This window comes from Pseudomonas sp. 210_17 TE3656, from assembly GCF_054821965.1.
In genome coordinates this window covers 2,869,299-2,890,309 of record NZ_JBTRBC010000001.1, presented here as the reverse complement: position 1 = coordinate 2,890,309, position 21,011 = coordinate 2,869,299, and the positions used below count along the sequence as shown (strand labels likewise).

23 protein-coding genes are annotated in these 21,011 nt (G+C 61.2%); 5 read left to right on the top strand and 18 right to left on the bottom strand.

Annotated features, from left to right (window positions below; genetic code table 11):
• Positions 1-46 precede the first annotated feature (46 nt).
• From ACVI9W_RS13495 to ACVI9W_RS13485, 3 genes are all read right to left on the bottom strand, one after another.
• Positions 47-979 carry an SdiA-regulated domain-containing protein gene (locus ACVI9W_RS13495; RefSeq protein WP_461530257.1) on the bottom strand — a complete coding sequence of 311 codons (933 nt, stop codon included), beginning with the start codon at positions 977-979 and terminating at the stop codon, positions 47-49.
• A gap of 149 nt (positions 980-1,128) precedes the next feature.
• Positions 1,129-1,794 (bottom strand): fumarylacetoacetate hydrolase family protein, encoded by a 666-nt coding sequence (locus ACVI9W_RS13490; RefSeq protein WP_461530256.1) that lies wholly within the window; start codon positions 1,792-1,794, stop codon positions 1,129-1,131.
• A gap of 41 nt (positions 1,795-1,835) precedes the next feature.
• On the bottom strand, positions 1,836-3,233 hold the full coding sequence (locus ACVI9W_RS13485) for an FAD-binding oxidoreductase (protein ID WP_461530255.1): 1,398 nt from the start codon (positions 3,231-3,233) through the stop codon (positions 1,836-1,838).
• Positions 3,234-3,405: 172 nt separating this feature from the next.
• Between ACVI9W_RS13485 and serA the strand changes: the two genes are divergently transcribed.
• The gene (serA, locus tag ACVI9W_RS13480; RefSeq protein ID WP_038605485.1) at positions 3,406-4,635 is read left to right on the top strand and encodes a phosphoglycerate dehydrogenase; all 1,230 of its coding nucleotides are present in this window, start codon (positions 3,406-3,408) and stop codon (positions 4,633-4,635) included.
• Positions 4,636-4,695: 60 nt separating this feature from the next.
• Here serA and ACVI9W_RS13475 read toward each other — a convergent pair whose 3' ends face one another.
• Positions 4,696-5,172 (bottom strand): DUF4399 domain-containing protein, encoded by a 477-nt coding sequence (locus ACVI9W_RS13475; RefSeq protein WP_157190750.1) that lies wholly within the window; start codon positions 5,170-5,172, stop codon positions 4,696-4,698.
• 225 nt (positions 5,173-5,397) lie between these two features.
• Here ACVI9W_RS13475 and ACVI9W_RS13470 point away from each other — a divergent pair, with 225 nt between their 5' ends.
• Positions 5,398-6,165 (top strand): transporter substrate-binding domain-containing protein, encoded by a 768-nt coding sequence (locus tag ACVI9W_RS13470; RefSeq protein ID WP_422420803.1) that lies wholly within the window; start codon positions 5,398-5,400, stop codon positions 6,163-6,165.
• Positions 6,166-6,212: 47 nt separating this feature from the next.
• Here the strand turns inward: ACVI9W_RS13470 and ACVI9W_RS13465 are convergent, their stop codons facing one another.
• Positions 6,213-6,695: a 2-thiouracil desulfurase family protein gene (locus ACVI9W_RS13465; RefSeq protein ID WP_461530254.1), complete on the bottom strand. Its 483-nt coding sequence runs from the start codon at positions 6,693-6,695 to the stop codon at positions 6,213-6,215.
• Between the two features lies 1 nt (position 6,696).
• Positions 6,697-7,329: a 2OG-Fe(II) oxygenase gene (locus ACVI9W_RS13460; RefSeq protein WP_461531833.1), complete on the bottom strand. Its 633-nt coding sequence runs from the start codon at positions 7,327-7,329 to the stop codon at positions 6,697-6,699.
• A gap of 113 nt (positions 7,330-7,442) precedes the next feature.
• Here ACVI9W_RS13460 and ACVI9W_RS13455 point away from each other — a divergent pair, with 113 nt between their 5' ends.
• Positions 7,443-8,192 (top strand): hypothetical protein, encoded by a 750-nt coding sequence (locus tag ACVI9W_RS13455; protein WP_461530253.1) that lies wholly within the window; start codon positions 7,443-7,445, stop codon positions 8,190-8,192.
• Here ACVI9W_RS13455 and bipL read toward each other — a convergent pair whose 3' ends face one another.
• Positions 8,193-9,134: a phospholipase BipL gene (gene bipL / locus ACVI9W_RS13450; protein ID WP_461530252.1), complete on the bottom strand. Its 942-nt coding sequence runs from the start codon at positions 9,132-9,134 to the stop codon at positions 8,193-8,195. It abuts the gene before it with no gap.
• 99 nt (positions 9,135-9,233) lie between these two features.
• Between bipL and ACVI9W_RS13445 the strand changes: the two genes are divergently transcribed.
• Complete coding sequence (locus ACVI9W_RS13445) at positions 9,234-9,803, top strand: DUF6436 domain-containing protein (protein WP_461530251.1); 570 nt, start codon at positions 9,234-9,236, stop codon at positions 9,801-9,803.
• Here the strand turns inward: ACVI9W_RS13445 and ACVI9W_RS13440 are convergent.
• Entirely contained in the window at positions 9,800-10,348 is a 549-nt protein-coding gene (locus ACVI9W_RS13440; protein WP_461530250.1) for a sugar O-acetyltransferase, read from the bottom strand. The genes ACVI9W_RS13445 and ACVI9W_RS13440 overlap by 4 nt on opposite strands.
• 84 nt (positions 10,349-10,432) lie before the next feature.
• On the opposite strand from ACVI9W_RS13440, the gene ACVI9W_RS13435 reads away from it, so the two are divergent.
• On the top strand, positions 10,433-12,802 hold the full coding sequence (locus ACVI9W_RS13435) for a penicillin acylase family protein (protein ID WP_461530249.1): 2,370 nt from the start codon (positions 10,433-10,435) through the stop codon (positions 12,800-12,802).
• Positions 12,803-12,928: 126 nt separating this feature from the next.
• On the opposite strand, the gene ACVI9W_RS13430 is transcribed toward ACVI9W_RS13435, so the two are convergent.
• From ACVI9W_RS13430 to ACVI9W_RS13385, 10 genes are all read right to left on the bottom strand, one after another.
• Positions 12,929-13,807: a transporter substrate-binding domain-containing protein gene (locus ACVI9W_RS13430; RefSeq protein WP_342623867.1), complete on the bottom strand. Its 879-nt coding sequence runs from the start codon at positions 13,805-13,807 to the stop codon at positions 12,929-12,931.
• Positions 13,804-14,577: an amino acid ABC transporter ATP-binding protein gene (locus ACVI9W_RS13425; RefSeq protein WP_461530248.1), complete on the bottom strand. Its 774-nt coding sequence runs from the start codon at positions 14,575-14,577 to the stop codon at positions 13,804-13,806. The genes ACVI9W_RS13430 and ACVI9W_RS13425 overlap by 4 nt, the downstream gene beginning before the upstream one ends.
• Positions 14,574-15,233: an amino acid ABC transporter permease gene (locus ACVI9W_RS13420; protein WP_038605454.1), complete on the bottom strand. Its 660-nt coding sequence runs from the start codon at positions 15,231-15,233 to the stop codon at positions 14,574-14,576. Before ACVI9W_RS13420 ends, ACVI9W_RS13425 begins: the two co-directional genes overlap by 4 nt.
• Complete coding sequence (locus tag ACVI9W_RS13415) at positions 15,214-15,879, bottom strand: amino acid ABC transporter permease (protein ID WP_157190738.1); 666 nt, start codon at positions 15,877-15,879, stop codon at positions 15,214-15,216. The genes ACVI9W_RS13420 and ACVI9W_RS13415 overlap by 20 nt, the downstream gene beginning before the upstream one ends.
• A 268-nt stretch (positions 15,880-16,147) precedes the next feature.
• Entirely contained in the window at positions 16,148-16,933 is a 786-nt protein-coding gene (locus ACVI9W_RS13410) for a MetQ/NlpA family ABC transporter substrate-binding protein (protein WP_038605448.1), read from the bottom strand.
• A gap of 160 nt (positions 16,934-17,093) precedes the next feature.
• On the bottom strand, positions 17,094-18,035 hold the full coding sequence (locus ACVI9W_RS13405) for a sigma 54-interacting transcriptional regulator (protein ID WP_461530247.1): 942 nt from the start codon (positions 18,033-18,035) through the stop codon (positions 17,094-17,096).
• A gap of 65 nt (positions 18,036-18,100) precedes the next feature.
• Complete coding sequence (locus tag ACVI9W_RS13400) at positions 18,101-18,682, bottom strand: alpha/beta hydrolase (RefSeq protein WP_038605440.1); 582 nt, start codon at positions 18,680-18,682, stop codon at positions 18,101-18,103.
• Between the two features lie 181 nt (positions 18,683-18,863).
• Entirely contained in the window at positions 18,864-19,265 is a 402-nt protein-coding gene (locus ACVI9W_RS13395; protein ID WP_461530246.1) for an ExbD/TolR family protein, read from the bottom strand.
• A gap of 1 nt (position 19,266) precedes the next feature.
• Complete coding sequence (locus tag ACVI9W_RS13390) at positions 19,267-19,989, bottom strand: MotA/TolQ/ExbB proton channel family protein (RefSeq protein ID WP_461530245.1); 723 nt, start codon at positions 19,987-19,989, stop codon at positions 19,267-19,269.
• A gap of 27 nt (positions 19,990-20,016) precedes the next feature.
• Entirely contained in the window at positions 20,017-20,805 is a 789-nt protein-coding gene (locus tag ACVI9W_RS13385; RefSeq protein WP_461530244.1) for an energy transducer TonB, read from the bottom strand.
• Positions 20,806-21,011: the final 206 nt, after the last annotated feature.

Below are 21,011 nucleotides of genomic sequence, written 5' to 3'. Positions count from 1 at the left end.
AGCCTGAATCTAACCACACTCAACTGAAGCCAAGCTTAAATCCTGATCAGGGCTTTTTAAAACGGTAGAACAGGTCTGGTTCACTGACGATGTACAGGGTGCCCTGCTCATCCATGGCCACACCTTCAGCGCGCGGAATGCGCTTGTTCAGACCGTTGAAGCCGCCCAGCAGGGTCATGAAGCTGACCTGCTCGCCACTCTCATTCAGCTCCAGCAACATGTTGGAATCGGCAGACAGCACCAGCATATGCCCGGTACGTGGGTCGATGCCCAGGGCCGAGAGATTGCGCAGGTCCAGTTCTTCGTTTGGCAACGGCTGCTTGTCACCGGCCAGAGGGCTATGGCCATCGCTGTTCCAGGTGAACAAGGCCGGCGGACGCTCTTCGCCAAGGACAATACGTTGCTGGCGAGGGTCCCAGGCTATCGCCTCGAACGCCTTGTTCTGGTTCTCCGACGGGCCGAGATCGTACTGCGGGAAATCAGCGATATTCAGGGAACGGGTATCGGCAGTCAGGGTGACAATGGTCAGCGAGTGATCACGTTCATCGACAATCGCCAGCCGTCCACCTTCAAGTACCGCCACACCTTCAGGGTTGCTCCAGCCTTCCAGCGGCATCTTGCGCAGCACATCACCTTCAAGGTTCAGCTCGACCAGGAAGGGGTTCTTGCCCATGACGGCGAACAGGGTTTTGCTGACCGGGTTGTAGGTCAGGTCGGAGGCTTCGTCATCTTCCATGCCCGGCAATACTTTGGCATCGATATCGACCTGGTAGTCCGGCAACCAGATGCTGGCTTGCTGCTCCGCCGGGGTCTCAAAACGCTCCTTCAGCCACAATAGCCCGCGATCATCCCAATGCATGGCAATCGCCACGCCATAACCGATGATCGCTGTCGCCGCCAACCAGGTCGACCAACGCAAGGCGAGCCCACGCTTTCGCGCAGACGGCACGGATTTACCGGATGAAACGGGAGTGGCCATGGGATCGCTGCTCTTTTTTGCCAGTTAATAACACATTACCGGCACGTTCGCAGAGCCAGATCCGCAAACATTATCCGGATTGTTTGTGAAAAAAATGACAAAAGCCGACAGCGCGCAGGGCAGCCAGCGTGACTGGCTGCCCTGGCGGGTTACAACACTGTGCTTTCGAAGCGGCTGACGCCAGGCAGCTCCAGCACCAGCTCATCGCCCGGATTGAGCGGGCCGACACCCACTGGCGTGCCGGTCAGAATCACATCACCGGCCTGCAGGCCGAACTGCGAAGCCATGTGCTGAATCATCGGCACGATCGGGTTGAGCATCAGCGCGCTGTTGCCGTCCTGGCGCACTTGGCCGTTGATGGTCAGGCGAATACCGATATCGGCCAGGTCTTCGAAGGTGCTACCGGCGACAAAGGGTGCCAGCACACAGGCGCCGTCGAAACACTTGGCACGCTCCCACGGCAGGCCTTTGTCCTTGAGCTGCGCCTGCAGGTCGCGCAGGGTCAGGTCCAGGGCCGGCGCGAAGCCGGAAATGGCGTCGAGCACCTCTTCTTCGCTTGGCGAGGTAGACAACGACTTGCCCAGCAATACGGCAATTTCTGCCTCGTAGTGCACCGAACCGCGCTCGGCCGGGATCTTGAAGCCACTATTGACCGGCACCACGCAACTGCCCGGCTTGATAAACAGCAGCGGTTCGGTCGGGATCGGGTTGTCCAGTTCTTTAGCGTGCTCGGCATAGTTGCGCCCGATGCACACCACCTTGCCCAGGGGAAAGTGAATACGCGTGCCGTCTACATACTGGTGCTGATAGCTCATTACCGACTCCTGGCGCTATTGGAAGCTCTTATGCCTTTGACTTACTCGACAGCGAAGATTTTGCCCGGGTTCATGATCCCGTTCGGATCGAACACCGCCTTCACCGCTTTCATGTATTGAATTTCCACGGGCGAGCGGCTGTAGGTGAGGTAATCACGCTTGGTCATGCCCACGCCGTGCTCGGCCGAAATCGAGCCGTTGTACTTCTGCACGATCTCGAACACCCACTTGTTCACCGTAGCGCACTTGGCAAAGAACTCGTCCTTGCTCAGGTCATCGGGCTTGAGGATGTTCAGGTGCAGGTTGCCGTCGCCGATGTGGCCATACCAGACCACTTCGAAGTCCGGATAGTTTTCTGCGACGATCGCGTCAATATCCTTGAGGAAAGCCGGTACTTTCGACACGGTGACCGATATGTCGTTCTTGTATGGAGTCCAGTGCGAGATGGTTTCGGAGATGTACTCGCGCAACTTCCACAGGTTCTGCAGCTGTTGCTCGCTCTGGCTCATTACGCCATCGAGCACCCAACCCTGCTCCACGCAGTGTTCGAAGGTAGCCAGGGCGGCGTTGGCCACCTCTTCAGTGCTGGCTTCGAACTCCAGCAGGGCATAGAACGGGCACGGGGTTTCGAACGGTGCGGGAACATCGCCACGGCCCATGATCTTGGCCAGGGCCTTGTCAGAAAAGAACTCGAAGGCTGTAAGGTCGAGCTTGTCGCGGAAGGCGTGCAACACCGGCATGATCGAGTCGAAATCCGGCGTGCCGAGGACCATCGCGGTGAGGTTGTTCGGCGCACGATCCAGGCGCATGGTCGCCTCGACCACAAAACCCAGGGTGCCTTCGGCGCCGATAAACAGCTGACGCAGGTCGTAGCCCGTGGCGTTCTTGATCAGGTCCTTGTTCAGCTCCAGCAGGTCGCCGGTGCCGGTGACCACCTTCAGGCCGGCCACCCAGTTGCGGGTCATGCCATAGCGAATCACCTTGATTCCGCCGGCATTGGTGCCGATATTGCCGCCAATCTGGCTTGAACCGGCAGAAGCGAAGTCGACCGGATAGTACAGGCCCTGGTCTTCGGCAAAGTTCTGCAGTTGCTCAGTGACCACGCCCGGCTGGCAGACCACGCTACGGTCGAATTCATCGAAGGCAAGGATCTGGTTCATGTAGTCGAAGGACACGACCACTTCGCCATTGGCCGCCACCGCTGCCGCCGAAAGGCCGGTACGCCCGCCCGAAGGCACCAGGGCAACCTTGTGCCCGTTGGCCCAGCGCACGATCGCCTGGACCTGCTCGGTGCTCTTGGGAAACACGATGGCCAGCGGTGCTGGGGCAAAGTGTTTGGTCCAATCCTTGCCGTAAGTCTCGAGGGAATCCGCATCGGTCAGCACCTTGCCGGGCTCAACCAGGGTCATCAGCTCATCAAGCAACGCAGAATTGGTCATCGACAGAACTCTCGAACTATTCATAGTCACCCTGAGCACTCTTCACGTGCCAGGGATGGGCGTATCGGGGGGGACTCATGCTAGCATACGCCCCCCGCTGATCGAGCTTTAAGCCGATGCTGCGAGAGCTTCACTTCCCTGCCATTTTTCTCCGGGACACAGGTTTACGCAGATGAGCAAGACTTCTCTCGATAAGAGCAAGATCAAGTTCCTTCTTCTCGAAGGCGTCCACCAATCCGCCGTGGACGTCCTCAAGGCCGCCGGGTATAGCAACATCGAGTACCTCACCGGTTCTCTGCCCGACGCTGAGCTGAAAGAAAAGATCGCCGATGCCCACTTCATCGGTATCCGCTCGCGCACTCAACTGACCGAAGAGGTTTTCGACTGCGCCAAGAAACTGGTCGCTGTCGGCTGTTTCTGCATCGGTACCAACCAGGTCGACCTGGACGCGGCCCGCGAGCGCGGTATTGCCGTGTTCAACGCGCCGTACTCCAACACCCGTTCGGTCGCCGAGCTGGTGCTGGCCGAAGCGATCCTGCTGCTGCGCGGCATCCCGGAGAAAAACGCTTCCTGTCACCGTGGTGGCTGGATCAAGAGCGCGGCCAACTCCTTCGAAATCCGGGGCAAAAAGCTGGGTATCGTCGGTTACGGTTCGATCGGCACCCAACTGTCGGTCCTGGCCGAAAGCCTTGGCATGCAGGTGTTCTTCTTCGACCCGCTGACCAAACTGCCACTGGGCAACGCTACCCAGGTCGCCAGCCTGAATGAGCTGCTGGGCCTGGCTGACATCGTCTCGCTGCACGTGCCTGAGCTGCCATCCACCCAGTGGATGATCGGCGAGAAAGAAATCCGCGCGATGAAGAAAGGCTCGATCCTGATCAACGCCGCCCGCGGTACCGTGGTCGAGCTGGATCATCTGGCTGCAGCGATCAAGGACAAACACCTGATCGGCGCTGCCATCGACGTGTTCCCGGTCGAGCCGCGCTCCAACGACGAGCAGTTCGAAAGCCCGCTGCGTGGCCTGGACAACGTGATCCTGACCCCGCACATCGGTGGTTCCACCGCCGAAGCCCAGGCCAACATCGGTCTGGAAGTGGCCGAGAAACTGGTCAAGTACAGCGACAACGGTACTTCCGTTTCGTCGGTCAACTTCCCTGAAGTGGCCCTGCCGGCGCACCCGGGCAAGCACCGTCTGCTGCACATCCACGAAAACATCCCGGGCGTACTCAGCGAGATCAACAAAGTCTTCGCTGAAAACGCGATCAACATCTCCGGTCAGTTCCTGCAGACCAACGAGAAAGTCGGTTACGTAGTAATCGACGTTGACGCCGAGTACTCGGATCTGGCGCAAGAAAAACTGCAACACGTCAAGGGCACTATCCGTTCCCGCGTACTGTTCTAAGTTCTTCTGGCGACAAAAAAAGGGAGGCCCTGGTGGCCTCCCTTTTTCATGCTGCGCCGATCACTTCACTTCTACGGTGATCTTCTTCGACTCAACACTTGGCTTGAACGGCACGTGGAACTTGTCGCCCAGCACCAGTTGCAAGGTGTGCTTGCCTGGGGTCAGGGTCAGTTCGACCTCGGTCTGCGCCTTGCCGAAGTGCAGTACTTGCGGACCGGCTGGCAGCGGCGCCTTATTTTCCGGCAGCAGGCTGGTAGGCAGAACCTGATCTGCGGCCGGCTCCTTGTCGACATCTACCAGCAGGTGGTGGTGGCCGGTGTGCGGGGTCTGGTCACCCGCTGGCTTGAGCTCCATGCCCTCGATACCGAATTTGACGGTGAAGGTCTTGTCGACCGTCGCGCCATCGGCCGGGGAAACGATGAAGACCTTGGCGTCTTTCGGCGGCTCCTGGCTCTTCAGGCCTTCGGCGGCTGCAGCAAACGCCGAAACTCCCATCAACAGGCCAACGACGGCTGCACGCGAAACTAGGCTTTTCATTCACTTCTCCTGTGATTTGCTTCTTTAACCTTGCCTGTTAAACGAAAGGCAATGGTTGGTAACCATAGATCAATTGGATCAGAACATACTCGGAAATTTGCACAGAAAATATTTCTCCGGGCGTCTAACATCCCCCTTTCGATGTTGTCCTAGTTGCGCTCGACCGTGGCATTATCAGAAAGCCGCGGCGATCTTCTTCACTGCCAATGACTTCAAGGGACTTAAATGCGCCTGACCATAGGGATACTACTTGCCGCCCTGCTTAGCCCATGGGCACATGCCGAACTGATCGACGACATGAATGACCGTGGCGAATTGCGCATTGCCGTCGAAGCCAACATGTCGCCGTTCAACTTCAAGGATGACGGCAAGCTGGCGGGGTTCGAAATCGAACTCGGCCGGTTGCTGGCCGACGAGCTGGAAGTACGCGCCGAGTTCGTGGTGACGACGCGCGACGATTTGCTGCCGGGTGTCGAGAGTGGCAAATACGACATTGCCCTGAACCAGGTCGCTGCCACCCCCGAACTCAAGGAACGCCTGGATTTCAGCGAACCCTATAGCTATTCCAGCGCCCAGTTGATCGTGCGCAAGGACGAGAAACGCTCGCTGGCCAACCTCGGTGCACTCAAGGGCCACAGCCTCGGCGTGGTTCAGGGCAGTCAGTTCGCCGAGCAGGCGCGGAGCGTCGAAGGCGTCGATCTGCGCAGCTATCCAGACGCCAGCCAACCGATCAAGGACGTGGCCAACGAGCAGATCGATGCCGCCATCAGCGACCGTCTGCTGGTGCCTTACGCCATTCGTGACAGCCAACAGACGGTGACCGAAGGCGCGACCGTCGGCCCGATCCTGAGCCTGGCGATTCCGTTCCAGAAGGGTAACCCGGCGTTCCACAGCGCGGTGGATAAAGCCCTGCAGCGCATCAAGGCCGATGGCCGGCTCGAAGCCCTGTCGCAGAAATGGTTCGGGATGGATGCCAGCAAGCCGCCGAAGTAAGCAAAAGCGTCGCTGGGCAGTGGGAGCGGGCTTGCCCCGCGATGCATTTAAAGCTGTCTCAAGGCCTGCTCTGCCGCCTCAAGCTCCAGCTCACTGAACACCTGGACCCCCTCTCGACGCAGCAAAGCGGTAGTCACCCCTTCGCCGGTGACTTTGGTACCGCTGAAGGTACCGTCATAGGTCAGCAGGTTGCCGCACGAAGGGCTACCCGACTTGAGCACCGCGATACGGATGCCATGCCGCCGCACCAACTCCAGCGCCAACTGCGCACCGGCGAGAAACTGCGCACTGACATCCTCGCCAGCAACCGTAATCACCTGCGCATCGCCATCCAGCACGGCACTGCCCTGGCCGCCAGGGATTTCCGCCGCTGGCCGAGGCGTCGGCAAGCCGCCCGCCACTTCCGGGCACAGCGCTACGATCCGGCCTTCGCTTTGCCAGCGCTGCAACAGATCCGGGTGCCCGCTGGCGCGCCCGTCATAGCGCACCGGCTGACCGAGCAGGCAGGCACTGACCAGAACCCTGTGCATCTCAGAACGGCTCGTTGCCACGACGACGGAACCAGCCGGTCAGTGACAGGCGATCGCGCTGAGCCGGCAACACCTCATGGGGTATTTCGCCGGAAAGAAACACCACCAGACAACCGCCAATCGGTTGCACGTCGTGCTCGACGTCGCCCTTGAGGGTCATGCGCAACTGGCCACCGTGTTCGGGCTGCCAGCCTTCGTTAAGGTAAATCACCGCCGAGACCATACGCCGGTCGTCATCGCGAAAGCGGTCGAGGTGCTTGAGATAGAAAGCACCCGGTGGATACAGGGCGAAATGGCACTCGAAGTCCTCAAGGCCAAGGAACAAGCCGCGGTTAAGGGCTATGCGCAAGCTGTCCATCAGCTCGAGGTAGTGGTCGCAAGGCTCGGCCTGGCCGGGCTCCAACCACTGGATACGATCGCCGCGAATACCCTCGCGGACCTCCTGGGCAACGCCGCGACCCACGCCTGCTGGCTCCAGCTCGCCCTCGGCGGCGCGTTTGCGGCACTCGGCCGCCAGCGCCAGAGTCAAAGGCTCTGGAAGAAAGGTATTTTGCTGCGACCAGCCACGGGTGGCCAGGTCGTCGACGATGCGCAACAGCAGGGGGTCATCAGGGGATATGTGCATGTCGCGCATAGTATCCATCTGCCGCGAAATCCGACAGCGCCACTTGGCCGAGAGTATGCAATGGCTTCTCGACAAAGCCCGGCAAGGCCAAGACAATAGCGCCCTGCCGACAGGAGTCCTGAATGCGCCGTTTGTTTTTTTTGCTGATGATGATCTGCACCACGCCTGTCTGGGCAGACAGCCTCGACCAACTCTACAAGGTCGCCGGCTGGCCTGAGCAGCGCGCCCACTTTACCGATGCCCTCGATGCCGCCCAGCAGCGCTATCGCAATAGCCTGCCGCCCGCGGTTTATCAGGCGTTGGTCAATAACAGTAACCAGCGCTTCCAGGCCCAGGCTGTGGACAAGCGCGCCCAGGCGCAATTGCGTGCCAACCTGAGCAATCCCGGCCCTGCGCTGACATTCTTCCAGTCGCCGCTGGGCCGCAAGATTGTCGCCGCGGAACTGCTGGCCACCCGTCGCGACCAGCTGGCCAAGAATGCCAAGGGCTTGCCCAAAATCCAGGCCAGCGACAACCGCCTGCTGATCATCGGCCACCTGGCCCAGGCCCTGCCCGCCCGTGAAGCCGGTGCAGAAGTCAGCCTGGCGATTGCCGGGGTCGCGGCCGACAGCCTCAGCCAGATGATCCCCGGCCTGCTCGGCGGCGCTCAGGCCCAGAGCCTGCTCGACGGTCAGCGCCAGCGGCTGATGCAGCAGATCGGCAGTGAACTGAACAACACCCTGCTCTACGTGTATCGCGACTTGTCCGATGCAGAGCTGGATGAGTTCGCTACCTTTGCCGAATCGGCAGAGGGTCAGACGTACTACAAGGCTGCACTGGCCGCGATCCGCGCCGGCCTGGCCGTCGGGCAGAACACTTCGGACCTGAAGTGATCAGCCCAGACGCTGGTCGATGAAGTCAAAATAGCGCTGACGGATCGCCGGCAGCTCGTTGGCCAGGTGATGGCGCGCCTCGGGAATCAACAGGATGTCGGGCGCGGCGAATTTCTCCTGCAGCACTTTGAGGTTGTGCGGCCAGTCCACGGTCATGTCGGACTGGCCCTGAATAATCAGCGGCCGCCGCGCACTGACCGGCGCCGCCTCGATGCGCTTGACCCACTCCACCAACGCCCCGACCCAGGCTGTCGGCAAGCACCGCGGTTGCAGCGGATCGGCTTGCAGGAACGGCAGGAAAGTCGGGTCGTTGCTGTTTTCACTGAAGCGCCGCTCGATACCTTTCACGAACGGGCGCAGCAGGTGATAGCTGAATTTCGACCAGCGCCACGAACGTGGCCGCACCAGCGGCGCCAGCAGGATCACCCGACCCTGGGCCGGGCTCTGCGCGCCACCGTGCAGCAGATGATCAATGACAATCGCCCCGCCGGTACTTTGCCCACATAGATGCCAGGGCTGCGGTAACTCAAGGGCGCGGCCCTGCTCGAACAGCGCCTGCAGCACCTGCTGGTAGGCAGCGAAATCGTCGATGCTGGCCCGCTCGCCGCTGGACAGACCGTGCCCCGGCAAGTCACAGGCGATCACCGCGTAATCCTGATCCAGCGCCCAGTCGATCACATGTCGGTACAAGCCCATGTGGTCGTAGAAGCCATGCAGCAACACCAGGGTCGCCACTGGCGCCGCTGGCAACCAGACCTGCCCGACCAGCTCGAAACCCGCCGCCTCGAAACGTCCCAGCCAGCGTTGCGCGGCGACCTTGCGCGCTGGGAAATCCAGCCCGTAGTAACGCTGATAGGCCTGGGCCTGGGTCGACAACGGCTGACGCGCCGTCATCGGCGCCAGGCTGGCGCGTAACGAGTCGGGCTGAAATGACGCAGGCATAGAGGATTTCCACACAGCAAAAGCCGGATTTTGACCTGTGATATTCAGCTGTTGCCAGCAGCATGGCAAGCTAGGCGACTTTTCTCGGAAATCGCCTTCATGCTTGCGTCATCCACCCGCACCCTGCTTGGCCTGCTGATCGCCGCTTTTTGCGCCGCCGGTTTGTGGTGGGCCTACGACAGTTTCCAGAGCCGCTATCTACGCCCGTTCGATAACCAGACCGCATTGTTCTCCGGCGACCGGCTGCAGCTGCCAGCCGAAATCGCCGGGCCCGGGCCGATCCGCCTGGTGCACTTCTGGGACCCGGCCTGCCCGTGCAACGTTGGCAACCAGCAACACCTGGCGGAACTGATCGAGCATTTCGCTCCACAGGGGGTGGCGTTCTATGTAGTACAGAAGCCCGGCAGCCGTGGACAGTTGCCAAGTACGCTCAGCGCCCTCAAGCCACTGGCTGAACTGCCCGGTGCCGAACACCTGCCTGCCAGCCCTGGTGTAGCGATCTGGGATCGTCAGGGCAAGCTGGCCTACTTCGGTCCTTACAGCGAGGGGGCGACCTGTAACTCGAGCAACAGTTTTATCGAACCGATATTGCTGGCGCTGAGCCAAGGGCGTGCGGTCAGTGCCACGCATACTATGGCAGTGGGGTGCTATTGCCCCTGGAGCCCTTAACGCAAGCGTGCCGGATTACCCACCACCGTCGCCCTGGCCGGCACATCGCGGGTCACCACGCTCCCGGCACCGATTACCGCGTTATCGCCCACGGTAACCCCGGGCAGGATGATCGCCCCGCCGCCAATCCAGACGTTGTTGCCGATCTTCACCGGCCGGCCACTTTCCAGGCCACTGCGACGTACCTTCGGGTCCAGTGGGTGGTCGGCGGCGTAGATCTGCACCGCCGGGCCGATCTGGCAATCGTCACCGATGCTGACCGGGCAGACATCGAGGATCACGCAGTTGAAGTTCATGAACACGTTGCTGCCCAGGCTGATGTTGTAGCCATAGTCGCAATAGAACGGTGGGCGAATCACTGCGCCGTCCCCCACCACTTTGAAGTGTTCTACCAGCAGTCCATGCCGCTGTTCGTTGAGCAGTTCGGCGCTGTTATTGTAGCGCTGCATCCAGTGCTTGTTGGCGATCTGCTCGGCCTGCAGCTCCGGGCAGCTGGCGTGGTAGAGCTGGCCGCTGAGCATCTTCTGCTTTTCACTGAGCGTCATCTTCCCTCCTTTGGGACTATCCTCTGTCCGAATTTACCTCGATGATCGGACCACAATATCCGCTAAAAAGCACAAGGAGTCCTGATGAAGCGCAGCCTGACCTTTCTCGCTGTGGTCATTGCCGCGGCAGCCGGCGGCGGTTACTGGTATGTGCAGGGCAAGCTGCCGCAGCGTGAAGGCGAAGTCGCCTTGGCCAGCCTGCAAGCCCCGGTCAGCGTGCGTTATGACGCCCGTGGCGTACCGCACCTGCAGGCCAGCAACGAGATCGACCTGTACCGCGCACTGGGCTATGTGCATGCCCAGGACCGGCTGTTCCAGATGGAGATCATCCGCCGCCTGGCCCGCGGCGAACTGGCAGAAGTGCTCGGCAGCAAGCTGCTGCCCACCGATAGCCTGTTCCGCAGCCTGCGTATTCGCGAACAGGCCGAGCGCTACATCGAACGCCAGGACAAACAATCGCCTGCCTGGCTCGCACTGCAGGCCTACCTCGATGGCCTCAATGCCTGGCAGGACAGCCATCCCAAACCCATGGAATTCGATGTGCTGGGCATCACGCCACGGCCGTTCACTGCCCAGGACACCCTGAGCATTGCCGGCTACATGGCCTACAGCTTTGCCGCCGCCTTTCGCACGGAACCGGCATTGACCTATGTGCGCGACCAGCTCGGCAGCGAATACCTGAACATCTTCGACCTCGACTGGAACCCTGAAGGTGCGCTGCACAGCCGCCCGCCGCTGGCAGCTGCCGACTGGAAAAGCCTGGAGCAGCTGGCACTGATCAGCCAGCAAGCCCTGAGCGAGGCTGGCATTCCACAGTACGAAGGCAGCAACGCCTGGGCGCTGTCCGGCAGCCGCACCCGCAGTGGCAAACCGCTGTTGGCCGGCGATCCGCATATCAGCTTTGCCGTGCCCGCCGTGTGGTACGAAGCCGAACTGTCGGCGCCCGGTTTCAACCTCTATGGCTATCACCAGGCGCTCAACCCCTTCGCTTCGCTGGGGCATAACCGCGAGTTCGGCTGGAGCCTGACCATGTTCCAGAACGACGATGTCGATCTGATCGCCGAGCAGGTCAATCCGGCCAACCCTGACCAGGTGCGTATCAACGGCCAGTGGCAAGCGTTGACCATCACCCAGGACACTATTGCGGTGAAGGGTGAGGAGCCTGTCACCATCACCCTGAAGCGCTCGCCACACGGCCCGATCGTCAACCAGGTGATCGGCGCCAATGCCGGGCCGACACCGATTGCCATGTGGTGGGCGTTTCTGGAAACCGACAACCCGGTGCTCGAAGGCTTCTACCAGGTCAACCGCGCCGACACCCTGGACAAGATGCGCAGCGCCGCCGCGAAGATCCAGGCGCCTGGCCTCAACCTGGTGTGGGCCAACGCCCGCGGCGACATTGGCTGGTGGGCGGCGGCGCAGCTACCGATTCGCCCGGACGGGGTAAACCCGTCGTTCATCCTCGACGGCAGCACGGCCCAGGCCGACAAACTCGGTTTCTACCCGTTCAGCGCCAACCCGCAGGCGGAAAACCCGGCCAGCGGCTACATCGTCTCGGCCAACTATCAGCCGCCCGCCGCCATGCCGATTCCCGGGTACTACAACCTCGCCGACCGTGGCCAGCAGCTCGATCGCCAGCTGGCCGATGCAACGATCAAATGGGATACGCAAAACAGTCAGGCGCTACAGCTCGACACAGCCAGCGGCTATGGCCCACGCACCCTGGCACCGTTGTTGGGAGTCTTGCGAGAAGTGGCTGCGGGCGATCAGGAGAAGGAGCTGGTCGAACAGTTGGCCAGCTGGAATGGCGACTATCCGCTGGACTCGGTCAGCGCCACGCTGTTCAACCAGTTGCTCTACGACCTGGCGTACGCCGCCATGCATGACGAACTGGGCGATGCCTGGTTCCAGATGCTGATCAGCACCCGCGTCATCGATGCCGCCTTGCCGCGCCTGGCCGCCGACGCCGAGTCGCCCTGGTGGGGGCTGCATGGCAGCAGCGAGCATGGTAGCCGCAGCGACGCGGTGAAACGCGCCTGGCAGGCCAGCCTGACCCATCTGCGCGAGACACTGGGCAGCGACCCGACCGCCTGGCAATGGGGCAAGGCGCATACCTTGACCCACAATCATCCGCTCGGGCTGCAGAAGCCGCTGAACCTGCTGTTCAACGTCGGCGCTTTTGCCGCACCAGGTACGCATGAAGTGCCGAACAACCTGTCGGCGAAGATCGGCCCGGCGCCCTGGCCGGTCACCTATGGCCCTTCGACCCGGCGCCTGATCGACTTCGCCGATGCCGGGCAGGCCCTGACCATCAACCCGGTGGGGCAAAGTGGCGTGCTGTTCGACCGGCACTATGCCGATCAAGCCAAGGACTATATCGAGGGGCAGTACCACAAGGCGCAGATGGGGGTGATTGCGGCGCAGAGTACGTTGAGGTTGGTGCCTGCAAACTAGTTAAACTCGTAGGAGCGGATTCACCGGGACGCCGGACCGCCGCGATGGACTGCATGGCAGTCCCTGCTTTGGGCGCGCGCTGCGCTCCTTCGCGGATAAATCCGCTCCTACAGGTGGCTGCGATGATCAGCCCTGCCACTTACCACCTTCGACAATCACGCTCTCAGGCTTGGTGTCGTCGCTCAGCTCTTTGCGCACATACTGGTCATACAGCTTGAGCAGGTACTTCTGCTCACCCAGGCGCGCCAGTTCAGCGTTGACCCAGTCACGCAGCTCGATATTGCCCTTCTTCACAGCCGGTGCAATCGGCGCTTCTTCGCCCAGCTTCTCGGCCAACACGCGGTATCCCGGATTCTGCTTCGACCAGCTGAACAGGATCAGGTTGTCCTGGGCATAGGCATCACCACGACCATTGGCCAGTGCTTGCAGCGACTCGGAGTTCTTCTCGAACTTGAGCAGCTTCCAGTCCGGGTGATTCTTGGTCAGCCAGATATCGGCGGTGGTACCGGTGGTGACGATGGTGGTCTTGTCGGCCAGGTCATCGAGTTTTTTCACACTGCTGCCTTCAGGCACCAGGGCCTGGACCGCGACGCGCAGGTTGGGGTTGGTGAACTCCACCGCTTCCTTGCGTTCCGGCGTCACGGTCATGTTGGCGAGGATCAGATCGACCTTGTCGCTTTGCAGGAACGGGATGCGGCTGGCCGGCTCAACCGCAACGAACTCGACCTTGTTCTCGTCGCCGAGCAGCGACTTGGCGAACTGGCGGCCGATGTCGGTATCGAAGCCGACATAGCGGCCGCTCTCGTCGACAAAGCCGAACGGCGGCTTGTCGGTGAACACGCCGACAATCAGCTTGTCGCGGGCCTTGATGGTTTCCAGGTAGCTGGTGGCTGGCGCCGCACCTGCGCCAGCAGGCTTGGCGGGTTCTTCCGCCTTGTTGCAGCCGGCCAGCAGGGCCAGGCTGAACAGGGACAACAGCAGTTTCGAGGTTTTGGCAGTTTTCATGACAGTTCCTTTGCGGGCATTTTGGGCAGGCTTTCTACGAAGGAGAATTTCTCCAGGAACTGCTGCGCGCGTGCGGTCTGCGGGTTCGTAAAGAAGCTCTCGGGGTCGCGCTGTTCAAGGATCCTGCCGGCCTCCATGAACACGATGCGGTCGGCCACCGCGCGGGCGAAGGCCATTTCATGGGTCACGATGAGCAAGGTCATGCCGTCACGGGCCAGGCCCTGGATCACCTCCAGCACTTCCTTGACCATCTCCGGGTCGAGGGCTGCGGTGACCTCGTCGAACAGCATCACCTCAGGGTTCATGCACAATGAGCGAACGATTGCGATGCGCTGCTGCTGGCCACCGGAAAGCTGGCGCGGATAAGCGTCGCGCTTGTCCAGCAAGCCCACCCGCGCCAGCAGCGCTTCGGCCTGGGCCAGGGCTTCACGGCGTTCGCGCTTCTGCACCTTGAGCGGCCCCAGCAGCAGGTTGTCGAGCACGCTCATGTGGCCAAACAGGTGATAACTCTGGAACACCATGCCCACCCGCTGGCGTACCCGGCGCCAGTCGGTGCGCGGCTCGAGCAGTTCTTCACCGGCCAGGCGCAAGTGGCCGCTGTGGGCGCTTTCCAGGCCGTTCAGGCAGCGCAGCAAGGTGCTTTTGCCGCAACCGCTGGGGCCGAGGATCACCACCACTTCACCGCTGCGCACTTGCAGGTCGATGTTGTTCAGCACCTGTTGCTCGCCGAAGAATTTGTTGAAGCCCTTGAACTCGATCAATGCACTCATGCGTGTGTCCAGCGGCGCTCAAGGGCGCGCGAAGCAGCCGAGAGCGGGTAGCAGATAAAAAAGAAAAACAGGAACAGCGCGCCGTAGATCAGCACCGACTCGTAGGTGCGCTCGATGATCTGCTGGCCGACCTTGATGACATCGACCACCCCGATCAGCACCGCCAGCGAGCTGGTCTTGATGATCCGCGTGTAGATGTTGATGGTCGGCGGGGTCATGCGCTTGAGTGCTTGCGGCAGCAGTACATAGCCATACAGCTGCCAGGCAGACAGGCCAATCGACAGGCCGGCCTCACGCTGGCCGCGGGGCAAAGAACGCAAGGCGCCGCGTACCACTTCGCCCACTTCACTGGCGCCCCACAGCGACAACACCAGCACCGCGCACCAGAAGCTGGGGATGCTCAGGGCAAAGAAAATCGGCAGGCCAAAGAACAGCAGGTACAACCAGACCAGCACCGGAATCGCCCGGAACAGCTCCAGGTACACCCGCAGCAGCAGATTCAGGCTGCGCAGGTTCAGGCTCGCCAGCACACCGTAGAGCACGCCGCCGAAAGTACTGAAGACAATCCCCAGCGCCGAGATCGCCAGTGTCTGCGCGGCACCCTTGCCCAGTTGCGGCAAGGACACCAGCAACAACTCAAGACCCGAACTGGCCATGTTGCAGCCTCCGTTCCAGGCGGCTGAGCAGCAGCGACAATGGCAGGAACAGCAACACACAGATCAGCGTCAGCACCGCGAGCATCTCGTAAGTCTTGTAGTACAGCGCGATGTAGCTCTTGGTGGTGTAGAGGATTTCCGGCACCGCCACCGCCGAGACCACCGTGGTTTCCTTGAGCAGGAAAACGAAGTTGGCAAACAGCGACGGCAAGCTGAGGATGCCGGCCTGAGGCAGAATCACATAACGCAGCAGCTGGCCGTCGGACAGGCCGATCGAGCGGCCCGATTCCAGCTGTGCCTGTGGCACCGCCTCGACGCCGGCGCGCAGTACCTCGGTCAGGTACGCACCACCAAGAAAGGTCATGGTGATGATCGCGGCAGCGAAGCCGGAGATTTTCAGGCCCAGGCTCGGCAAAGCGAAATAGACGAAGAACAGCTGGATCAGCAGCGGCGTGTTGCGCGCCAGTTCCACGTACAGCTGCACCAGGCGCTGCAGGTAGGGCGTGCGGTAGACCAGGATTGCTGCGTTGATCAGCGCCACCAGCAGTGAGGTGGCAATGGCGATCAGGCCGACCTGCAGGGTAACGCCGACGGCTTTGAGAAACGCCGGTAGCGTGCTGAGGATAAAAGCGACATCGAAACTCATGAGAGGATCTCGGACCGGCCCGAGGGTAAACGGGCCGCTCTACACAGGGGTTGTCAGTGCGGGTGAGCACAATGACTAAGACTCTAAAGGTATAAAAACAAATATTTAAATACCTTTATTGCATATTGATATCACCCAAACAGCTAACCGCAAATGCCTGTGCATAAAGCAACTGTGGGAGCGGGCTTGCCCCGCGATCGCGTTGTGTCAGGGCACATTGCAATCGCGGGGCAAGGCCCGCTCCCACAGGAGGTGTATCAGTTGCTGCTTAGAACGCCGGCAGTACCGCGCCGCTGTATTTCTTCTCGATGAAGGTTTTCACCTCCGGGCTGGTCAAGGCTTTGGCCAGTTTCTGGATCGCGTCGCTGTCCTTGTTGTCTGGACGGGCGACCAGGAAGTTCACGTACGGCGAATCGGAACCTTCGATTACCAGGGCGTCTTTGGCCGGGTTCAGACCGGCTTCCAGTGCATAGTTGGTGTTGATCATGTCCAGGTCAACCTGGTCCAGGACACGTGGCAGCATGGCCGACTCAAGCTCGCGGAACTTCAGCTTCTTCGGGTTCTCGGCAATGTCTTTCGGCGTTGCCAGGGCGTTCTTCGGATCCTTCAGGGTGATCAGGCCAGCCTTCTGCAACAGCAGCAGGGCACGACCGCTGTTGCTGCCTTCGTTAGGGATGGCAACGGTAGCGCCGTCTTTCAGCTCGCTCAGGCTTTTAACCTTCTTCGAGTAGCCACCGAAAGGCTCGACGTGGACGCCGATGACCGTTTCCAGGTGAGTGCCTTTACCCTCGTTGAAGTTCTTCAGGTACGGCAGGGTCTGGAAGTAGTTGGCATCCAGACGCTTCTGGTCGACCTGCACGTTAGGCTGCACATAGTCGGTGAACACCTTGATCTCAAGGTCTACACCTTCTTTGGCCAGGGTCGGCTTGATCAGCTCAAGGATTTCAGCGTGGGGCACCGGGGTGGCGGCAACCACCAGTTTCTCGCCGGCGTGGGCGAAACCTGCAACCGACAGAGCGGCCGCCAGAGCAGTGAACAACAGAGCCTTTTTCATGCGCAGTCCTTATTCGAATACAGGGCCATCGGTCGACGGCAAATCAGGTTGCCAGCCATTTGCTAGCTGGCTTGGAACGGACAATACCGAGATTTTTTATACCGGAACAATATCTTTTATTTCGCTGCTTATTCCATTTTAACCACGAAGCTGCGCCGGATTACCCGGCGCCTTGCGCCAGACGCAACAAAGCCTGTTCCAGCAGGCCCTGCAGGGCACTGCGCTCATCGGCAAGCGCCCGCTGGCACAGCTGATCAAGCTGACTGGCCAGGGCTTGCAGCGGCGTTGGCAGGTTCAAGTGCCGGGGCAGAATCTCTTCGCCACTGCTGACCAACAACGCAAAGTGAATGACGTTCTCCAGTTCTCGGGTGTTGCCCGGCCAGCTATGAAACTCCAGCACACGCTGGGCGGCCTCACTGATCAACGGCACCGGCAGGTTCAGCCGCGGGCTGTAGATACCGACGAAATACTCGGCCAGCGGCAGGATATCGCCGACCCGCTCGCGCAAGGCTGGCAGCTCCAGATGCCCTTCGCGTAGATAGTGGTAAAGCCGCTCATGGAACTTGCCGGCGCTGACCGCCTCGCCCAGGTCGATACTCGACGCTGCGACCAGACGCACATCGACTGGGTTGGGTTGCTGGGCGCCAACCCGGGTGACTTCACGGTTTTCCAGGGCAGCGAGCAACTTCGCCTGAATCGCCAGCGGCAAGTCAGCGATTTCGTCCAGGTACAGGGTGCCGCCATTGGCCGAGCCGAACCAGCCGGCCCGGCTGCTCGCAGCACCACTGTGAGCACCGGCGCTGTAGCCGAACAGCTCGGCATCGGCGTAGGTCGGGCTGATCGCCGCGCAGTTGACCGAAACGAACAGGCCGGCGCGATCACTGGCGCGATGAATCTGCCGGGCCAGCAGCTCCTTGCCGGTACCGGTCTCGCCGCGGATTAGCACTGGTAGCGCCAACGGCGCCAGCAATTCCAGCTCCTCACGCAATTGCCGCGAGCGCGGGTCGACGAACACCAGCGCCTTGGCGCGGATGCTCAGCGGGCTCTTGTCCAGCTCAGGGAAGGTCAGCAGCGGCTGACCGAAGGTGTCGTGATTACTCATGGCAAACTCCCGCCCGAAGCACCTGGGGCCGGGCGTTGGATCAGGATAAGGTCAGCGCCTGGGGTTCAGGCGCGGCGAAGGGCGTGTTGTTCCAGACGGTTCTGCAGGCGGTACAGGTAGGCGAAGCCCTGCTCCCAGCGGCGATGCCCGGACTTGACGTTGATATGCCCGGCCCCGGCCAGAAAACCCACCTCGGCGCCCCAGGCTCGCGCCAGTTGCATGGCGCGTGGAGCACTGATTGCCGGATCGTTGTCAGAGCTGACCACCTGGCTCGGGAACGGCAACAACTGCTGGGCAATCGGCGCGAAGTTGCGCAAGGCTGGCGAGCAGGTCGGGCGCTCGACATCGGCCGGTGCTACCAGCAAAGCGCCGCGCACACGACGCAGCAGGCTGGCACTGGCTTGTGCAGCCCAATGGGCAACGGTGATGCAGCCCAGGCTGTGGGCAATCAGGATCACCGGCGAATCGTCGGCGGCCACTGCCTGTTCCAGAGCCGCCACCCAGTCGTGGCGCTGCGGCGTCACCCAGTCGAGCTGTTCGACCCGCGCACTGTTGGGCAGCACTTGCTGCCAATGACTCTGCCAATGATCTTCTGGCGAACCTTGCCAGCCCGGCACAATCAGGTAACGGATCGACGTGTTGCGCATGGGGACGCCTCCTGCTGGGTTTGCGTGCTTGAGGCCAAGTATAGGGAGGTGGTTATATTCGTAAAGGAATAAGAAGCTATTTATTAATAACCAAAATCACAGTCCGCCCAGCCACAGAAATAAAAAAAGGGACCACCCCCTGCCCAGGAATGGCCCCCGAAGACTTGCCTGAGGGTGTTGCTCAGCGGGCGGTGATCACCGACAGCTTGGTAATCCCCGCACGTTCTATCGAGGCCATGGCGCGCGCCACTTCCCCATAATTCACGCCATCGTCGGCCTGCAGCTGCACACGCAGTTCCGGATCCTTGGCCTTGGCGCTCTGCAGGCTGTTTTCCAGCAGGTCGGGCTGGATTTCATCCTTGTTGATGAACAGTTTGCCGCCACCATCGATGCTCACCACCAACGGGTCTTTCTGCTCCACCGGCGCCACGGCTTCGGTCTTCGGCAGGTTGATCGGGATGGCGTTGGTCAGCAGCGGTGCGGTGACGATGAACACCACCAGCAACACCAGCATCACATCGACCAGCGGGGTCACGTTGATCTCGCTGAGTACTTCGTCACTGTCCTGGGTCGAGAAGGCCATATCAGGAAGCCTCCTTCACTTTTTGCGCGGTACTGCTGGCCGGCTTGTAGGCCGCCGGGTGCACCAGCACGCGGAAGGCACTCTTCTGCGCCAGGCTGTAGAAGTCGTGAGCGAAGTCATCGAGGTCGGCAGCGGTCAGCTTCAGGCGCCGCAGGAAGTAGTTGTAAACCAGCACCGCCGGCACCGCGACGGCGATCCCCACACCGGTGGCGACCAGCGCCGCACCGATAGGACCGGCAACGGTTTCAAGACTGGCGGAACCCGCCGCGCTGATGCCCTTGAGGGCTTCCATGATGCCCCAGACCGTACCGAACAGACCGATGAAAGGCGAGGTACTGCCGATACTGGCAACCACCGCCAGGCCGGTTTCCAGCGAGCGCCGCTCACGCACGATCTGCTGGCGCAAGGCGCGCTCCAGGCGGTCCTGATGGTTGATGGCCTGGCTCAGGTCGCTGGCCTGACCAGGCTCGCCGACGGCAATGGCGGCGTAACCGGCCTGGGCCACCCGGGCGGCAGCGCCTGGTTGGGTTTCGCTCAGTTCTGCAGCAGCATCCAGGCTGGAGGCCGCCCAGAACTGCTTGTGAAAGCGTTTGTCCTGGTTTTTCAAGCGCACAAACTGCACACCTTTGATCAGGGCCAAACCCCAGGTGATGACAGAGAAGCCCACCAGCAGCCAGATCACCGCGCTTTCGATGGATTCGAGGGGGGATGCCAATAACGTCATGATCAATACTCTCTCTGTTAGCGCGAATTAGTGGATCTTGAATTCGATCGGCACGCTGACCCAGCCGTCCACGGCCACCTCACCCTGCTTGGCCGGAACGAAGCTCCAGCGCTTGACCGCGGCCAGGGCGGCGTCGTCGAGCTGCTGGCGGCCACTGCTTTTTTGCAGCTGAATCTCACCGGGTTTGCCGCTGGCCAGGACATGCACGCGCAACATCACCGTGCCTTCCCAGCCGCGCCGGTGGGCCAGCGCCGGGTACTCCGGGGCCGGATTCTTCAGGTACCCGGCGCTGGCCGAGGCCGGTGTCACCGGAGCAGGCGCAGGCGGCGTCGGTGCGGCAACCGGTTGCGGTGGCGCGGGAGGCTGTTCGACCGCCTTGGGCTGCGGCTTGGCCACGGGTTTTGCCACAGGCTTGGGTTTGGGTAGCGGCTTGGGTGCAGGTTTTGCCGCCAGCTCATCGACCACCGGTGGCGGTGGCGCGACCACGGCAGGTGGTGGCGCAGGCGGTGGTGGCTCGACTACGGGCGGCGCTGGCTGCGAAAACTCGATGGTCATTGGTGGAATTTCCGGCGGCACCACCGGCAGCACCGGCGTTGGCGTCTGGCTGAGCCAGTAGGCAACGCCACCGTGCAGAACCAGGGCGAAAACCCCCAAGAGGATTTTTTCCCGGCGCCCCAAGGCGCTTTTCGGCGTGCGCTGAAGACGTTGGTGCGCCAAGGGGACACGGTGCGGTCGGCCGAGATCGACCAGCTCGCCGCTCGGCGTCTGGCGCCAAAGCACATCAAGCGCGGTGGCAGCGGTCTGGACATTACCCATTGATCAACTCCTGGGGTCGCTATGTGTTTCACCGAAGGCAGCTCATTTGCCTTCGCTGTGTGGATCATCACTGTTGCCGGCTTATTTCTTAAAGTAATTTTTAAAGTTATATATAGAACTTAAATGAATAACAAAGACCGACCTCTCGCTCTACCCCGCACCATTCAAGGGCTTGGGCCAATCGCCGGATTGCCGATGCCTGCCGC

Bases quoted from the DNA above. Each gene is read 5' to 3' on its own strand.
- ACVI9W_RS13495 (WP_461530257.1), bottom strand. From the start codon at position 979: ATGGCCACTCCCGTTTCATCCGGTAAATCCGTGCCGTCTGCGCGAAAG.
- ACVI9W_RS13490 (WP_461530256.1), bottom strand. From the start codon at position 1,794: ATGAGCTATCAGCACCAGTATGTAGACGGCACGCGTATTCACTTTCCC.
- ACVI9W_RS13485 (WP_461530255.1), bottom strand. From the start codon at position 3,233: ATGACCAATTCTGCGTTGCTTGATGAGCTGATGACCCTGGTTGAGCCC.
- serA (WP_038605485.1), top strand. From the start codon at position 3,406: ATGAGCAAGACTTCTCTCGATAAGAGCAAGATCAAGTTCCTTCTTCTC.
- ACVI9W_RS13475 (WP_157190750.1), bottom strand. From the start codon at position 5,172: ATGAAAAGCCTAGTTTCGCGTGCAGCCGTCGTTGGCCTGTTGATGGGA.
- ACVI9W_RS13470 (WP_422420803.1), top strand. From the start codon at position 5,398: ATGCGCCTGACCATAGGGATACTACTTGCCGCCCTGCTTAGCCCATGG.
- ACVI9W_RS13465 (WP_461530254.1), bottom strand. From the start codon at position 6,695: ATGCACAGGGTTCTGGTCAGTGCCTGCCTGCTCGGTCAGCCGGTGCGC.
- ACVI9W_RS13460 (WP_461531833.1), bottom strand. From the start codon at position 7,329: ATGCGCGACATGCACATATCCCCTGATGACCCCCTGCTGTTGCGCATC.
- ACVI9W_RS13455 (WP_461530253.1), top strand. From the start codon at position 7,443: ATGCGCCGTTTGTTTTTTTTGCTGATGATGATCTGCACCACGCCTGTC.
- bipL (WP_461530252.1), bottom strand. From the start codon at position 9,134: ATGCCTGCGTCATTTCAGCCCGACTCGTTACGCGCCAGCCTGGCGCCG.
- ACVI9W_RS13445 (WP_461530251.1), top strand. From the start codon at position 9,234: ATGCTTGCGTCATCCACCCGCACCCTGCTTGGCCTGCTGATCGCCGCT.
- ACVI9W_RS13440 (WP_461530250.1), bottom strand. From the start codon at position 10,348: ATGACGCTCAGTGAAAAGCAGAAGATGCTCAGCGGCCAGCTCTACCAC.
- ACVI9W_RS13435 (WP_461530249.1), top strand. From the start codon at position 10,433: ATGAAGCGCAGCCTGACCTTTCTCGCTGTGGTCATTGCCGCGGCAGCC.
- ACVI9W_RS13430 (WP_342623867.1), bottom strand. From the start codon at position 13,807: ATGAAAACTGCCAAAACCTCGAAACTGCTGTTGTCCCTGTTCAGCCTG.
- ACVI9W_RS13425 (WP_461530248.1), bottom strand. From the start codon at position 14,577: ATGAGTGCATTGATCGAGTTCAAGGGCTTCAACAAATTCTTCGGCGAG.
- ACVI9W_RS13420 (WP_038605454.1), bottom strand. From the start codon at position 15,233: ATGGCCAGTTCGGGTCTTGAGTTGTTGCTGGTGTCCTTGCCGCAACTG.
- ACVI9W_RS13415 (WP_157190738.1), bottom strand. From the start codon at position 15,879: ATGAGTTTCGATGTCGCTTTTATCCTCAGCACGCTACCGGCGTTTCTC.
- ACVI9W_RS13410 (WP_038605448.1), bottom strand. From the start codon at position 16,933: ATGAAAAAGGCTCTGTTGTTCACTGCTCTGGCGGCCGCTCTGTCGGTT.
- ACVI9W_RS13405 (WP_461530247.1), bottom strand. From the start codon at position 18,035: ATGAGTAATCACGACACCTTCGGTCAGCCGCTGCTGACCTTCCCTGAG.
- ACVI9W_RS13400 (WP_038605440.1), bottom strand. From the start codon at position 18,682: ATGCGCAACACGTCGATCCGTTACCTGATTGTGCCGGGCTGGCAAGGT.
- ACVI9W_RS13395 (WP_461530246.1), bottom strand. From the start codon at position 19,265: ATGGCCTTCTCGACCCAGGACAGTGACGAAGTACTCAGCGAGATCAAC.
- ACVI9W_RS13390 (WP_461530245.1), bottom strand. From the start codon at position 19,989: ATGACGTTATTGGCATCCCCCCTCGAATCCATCGAAAGCGCGGTGATC.
- ACVI9W_RS13385 (WP_461530244.1), bottom strand. From the start codon at position 20,805: ATGGGTAATGTCCAGACCGCTGCCACCGCGCTTGATGTGCTTTGGCGC.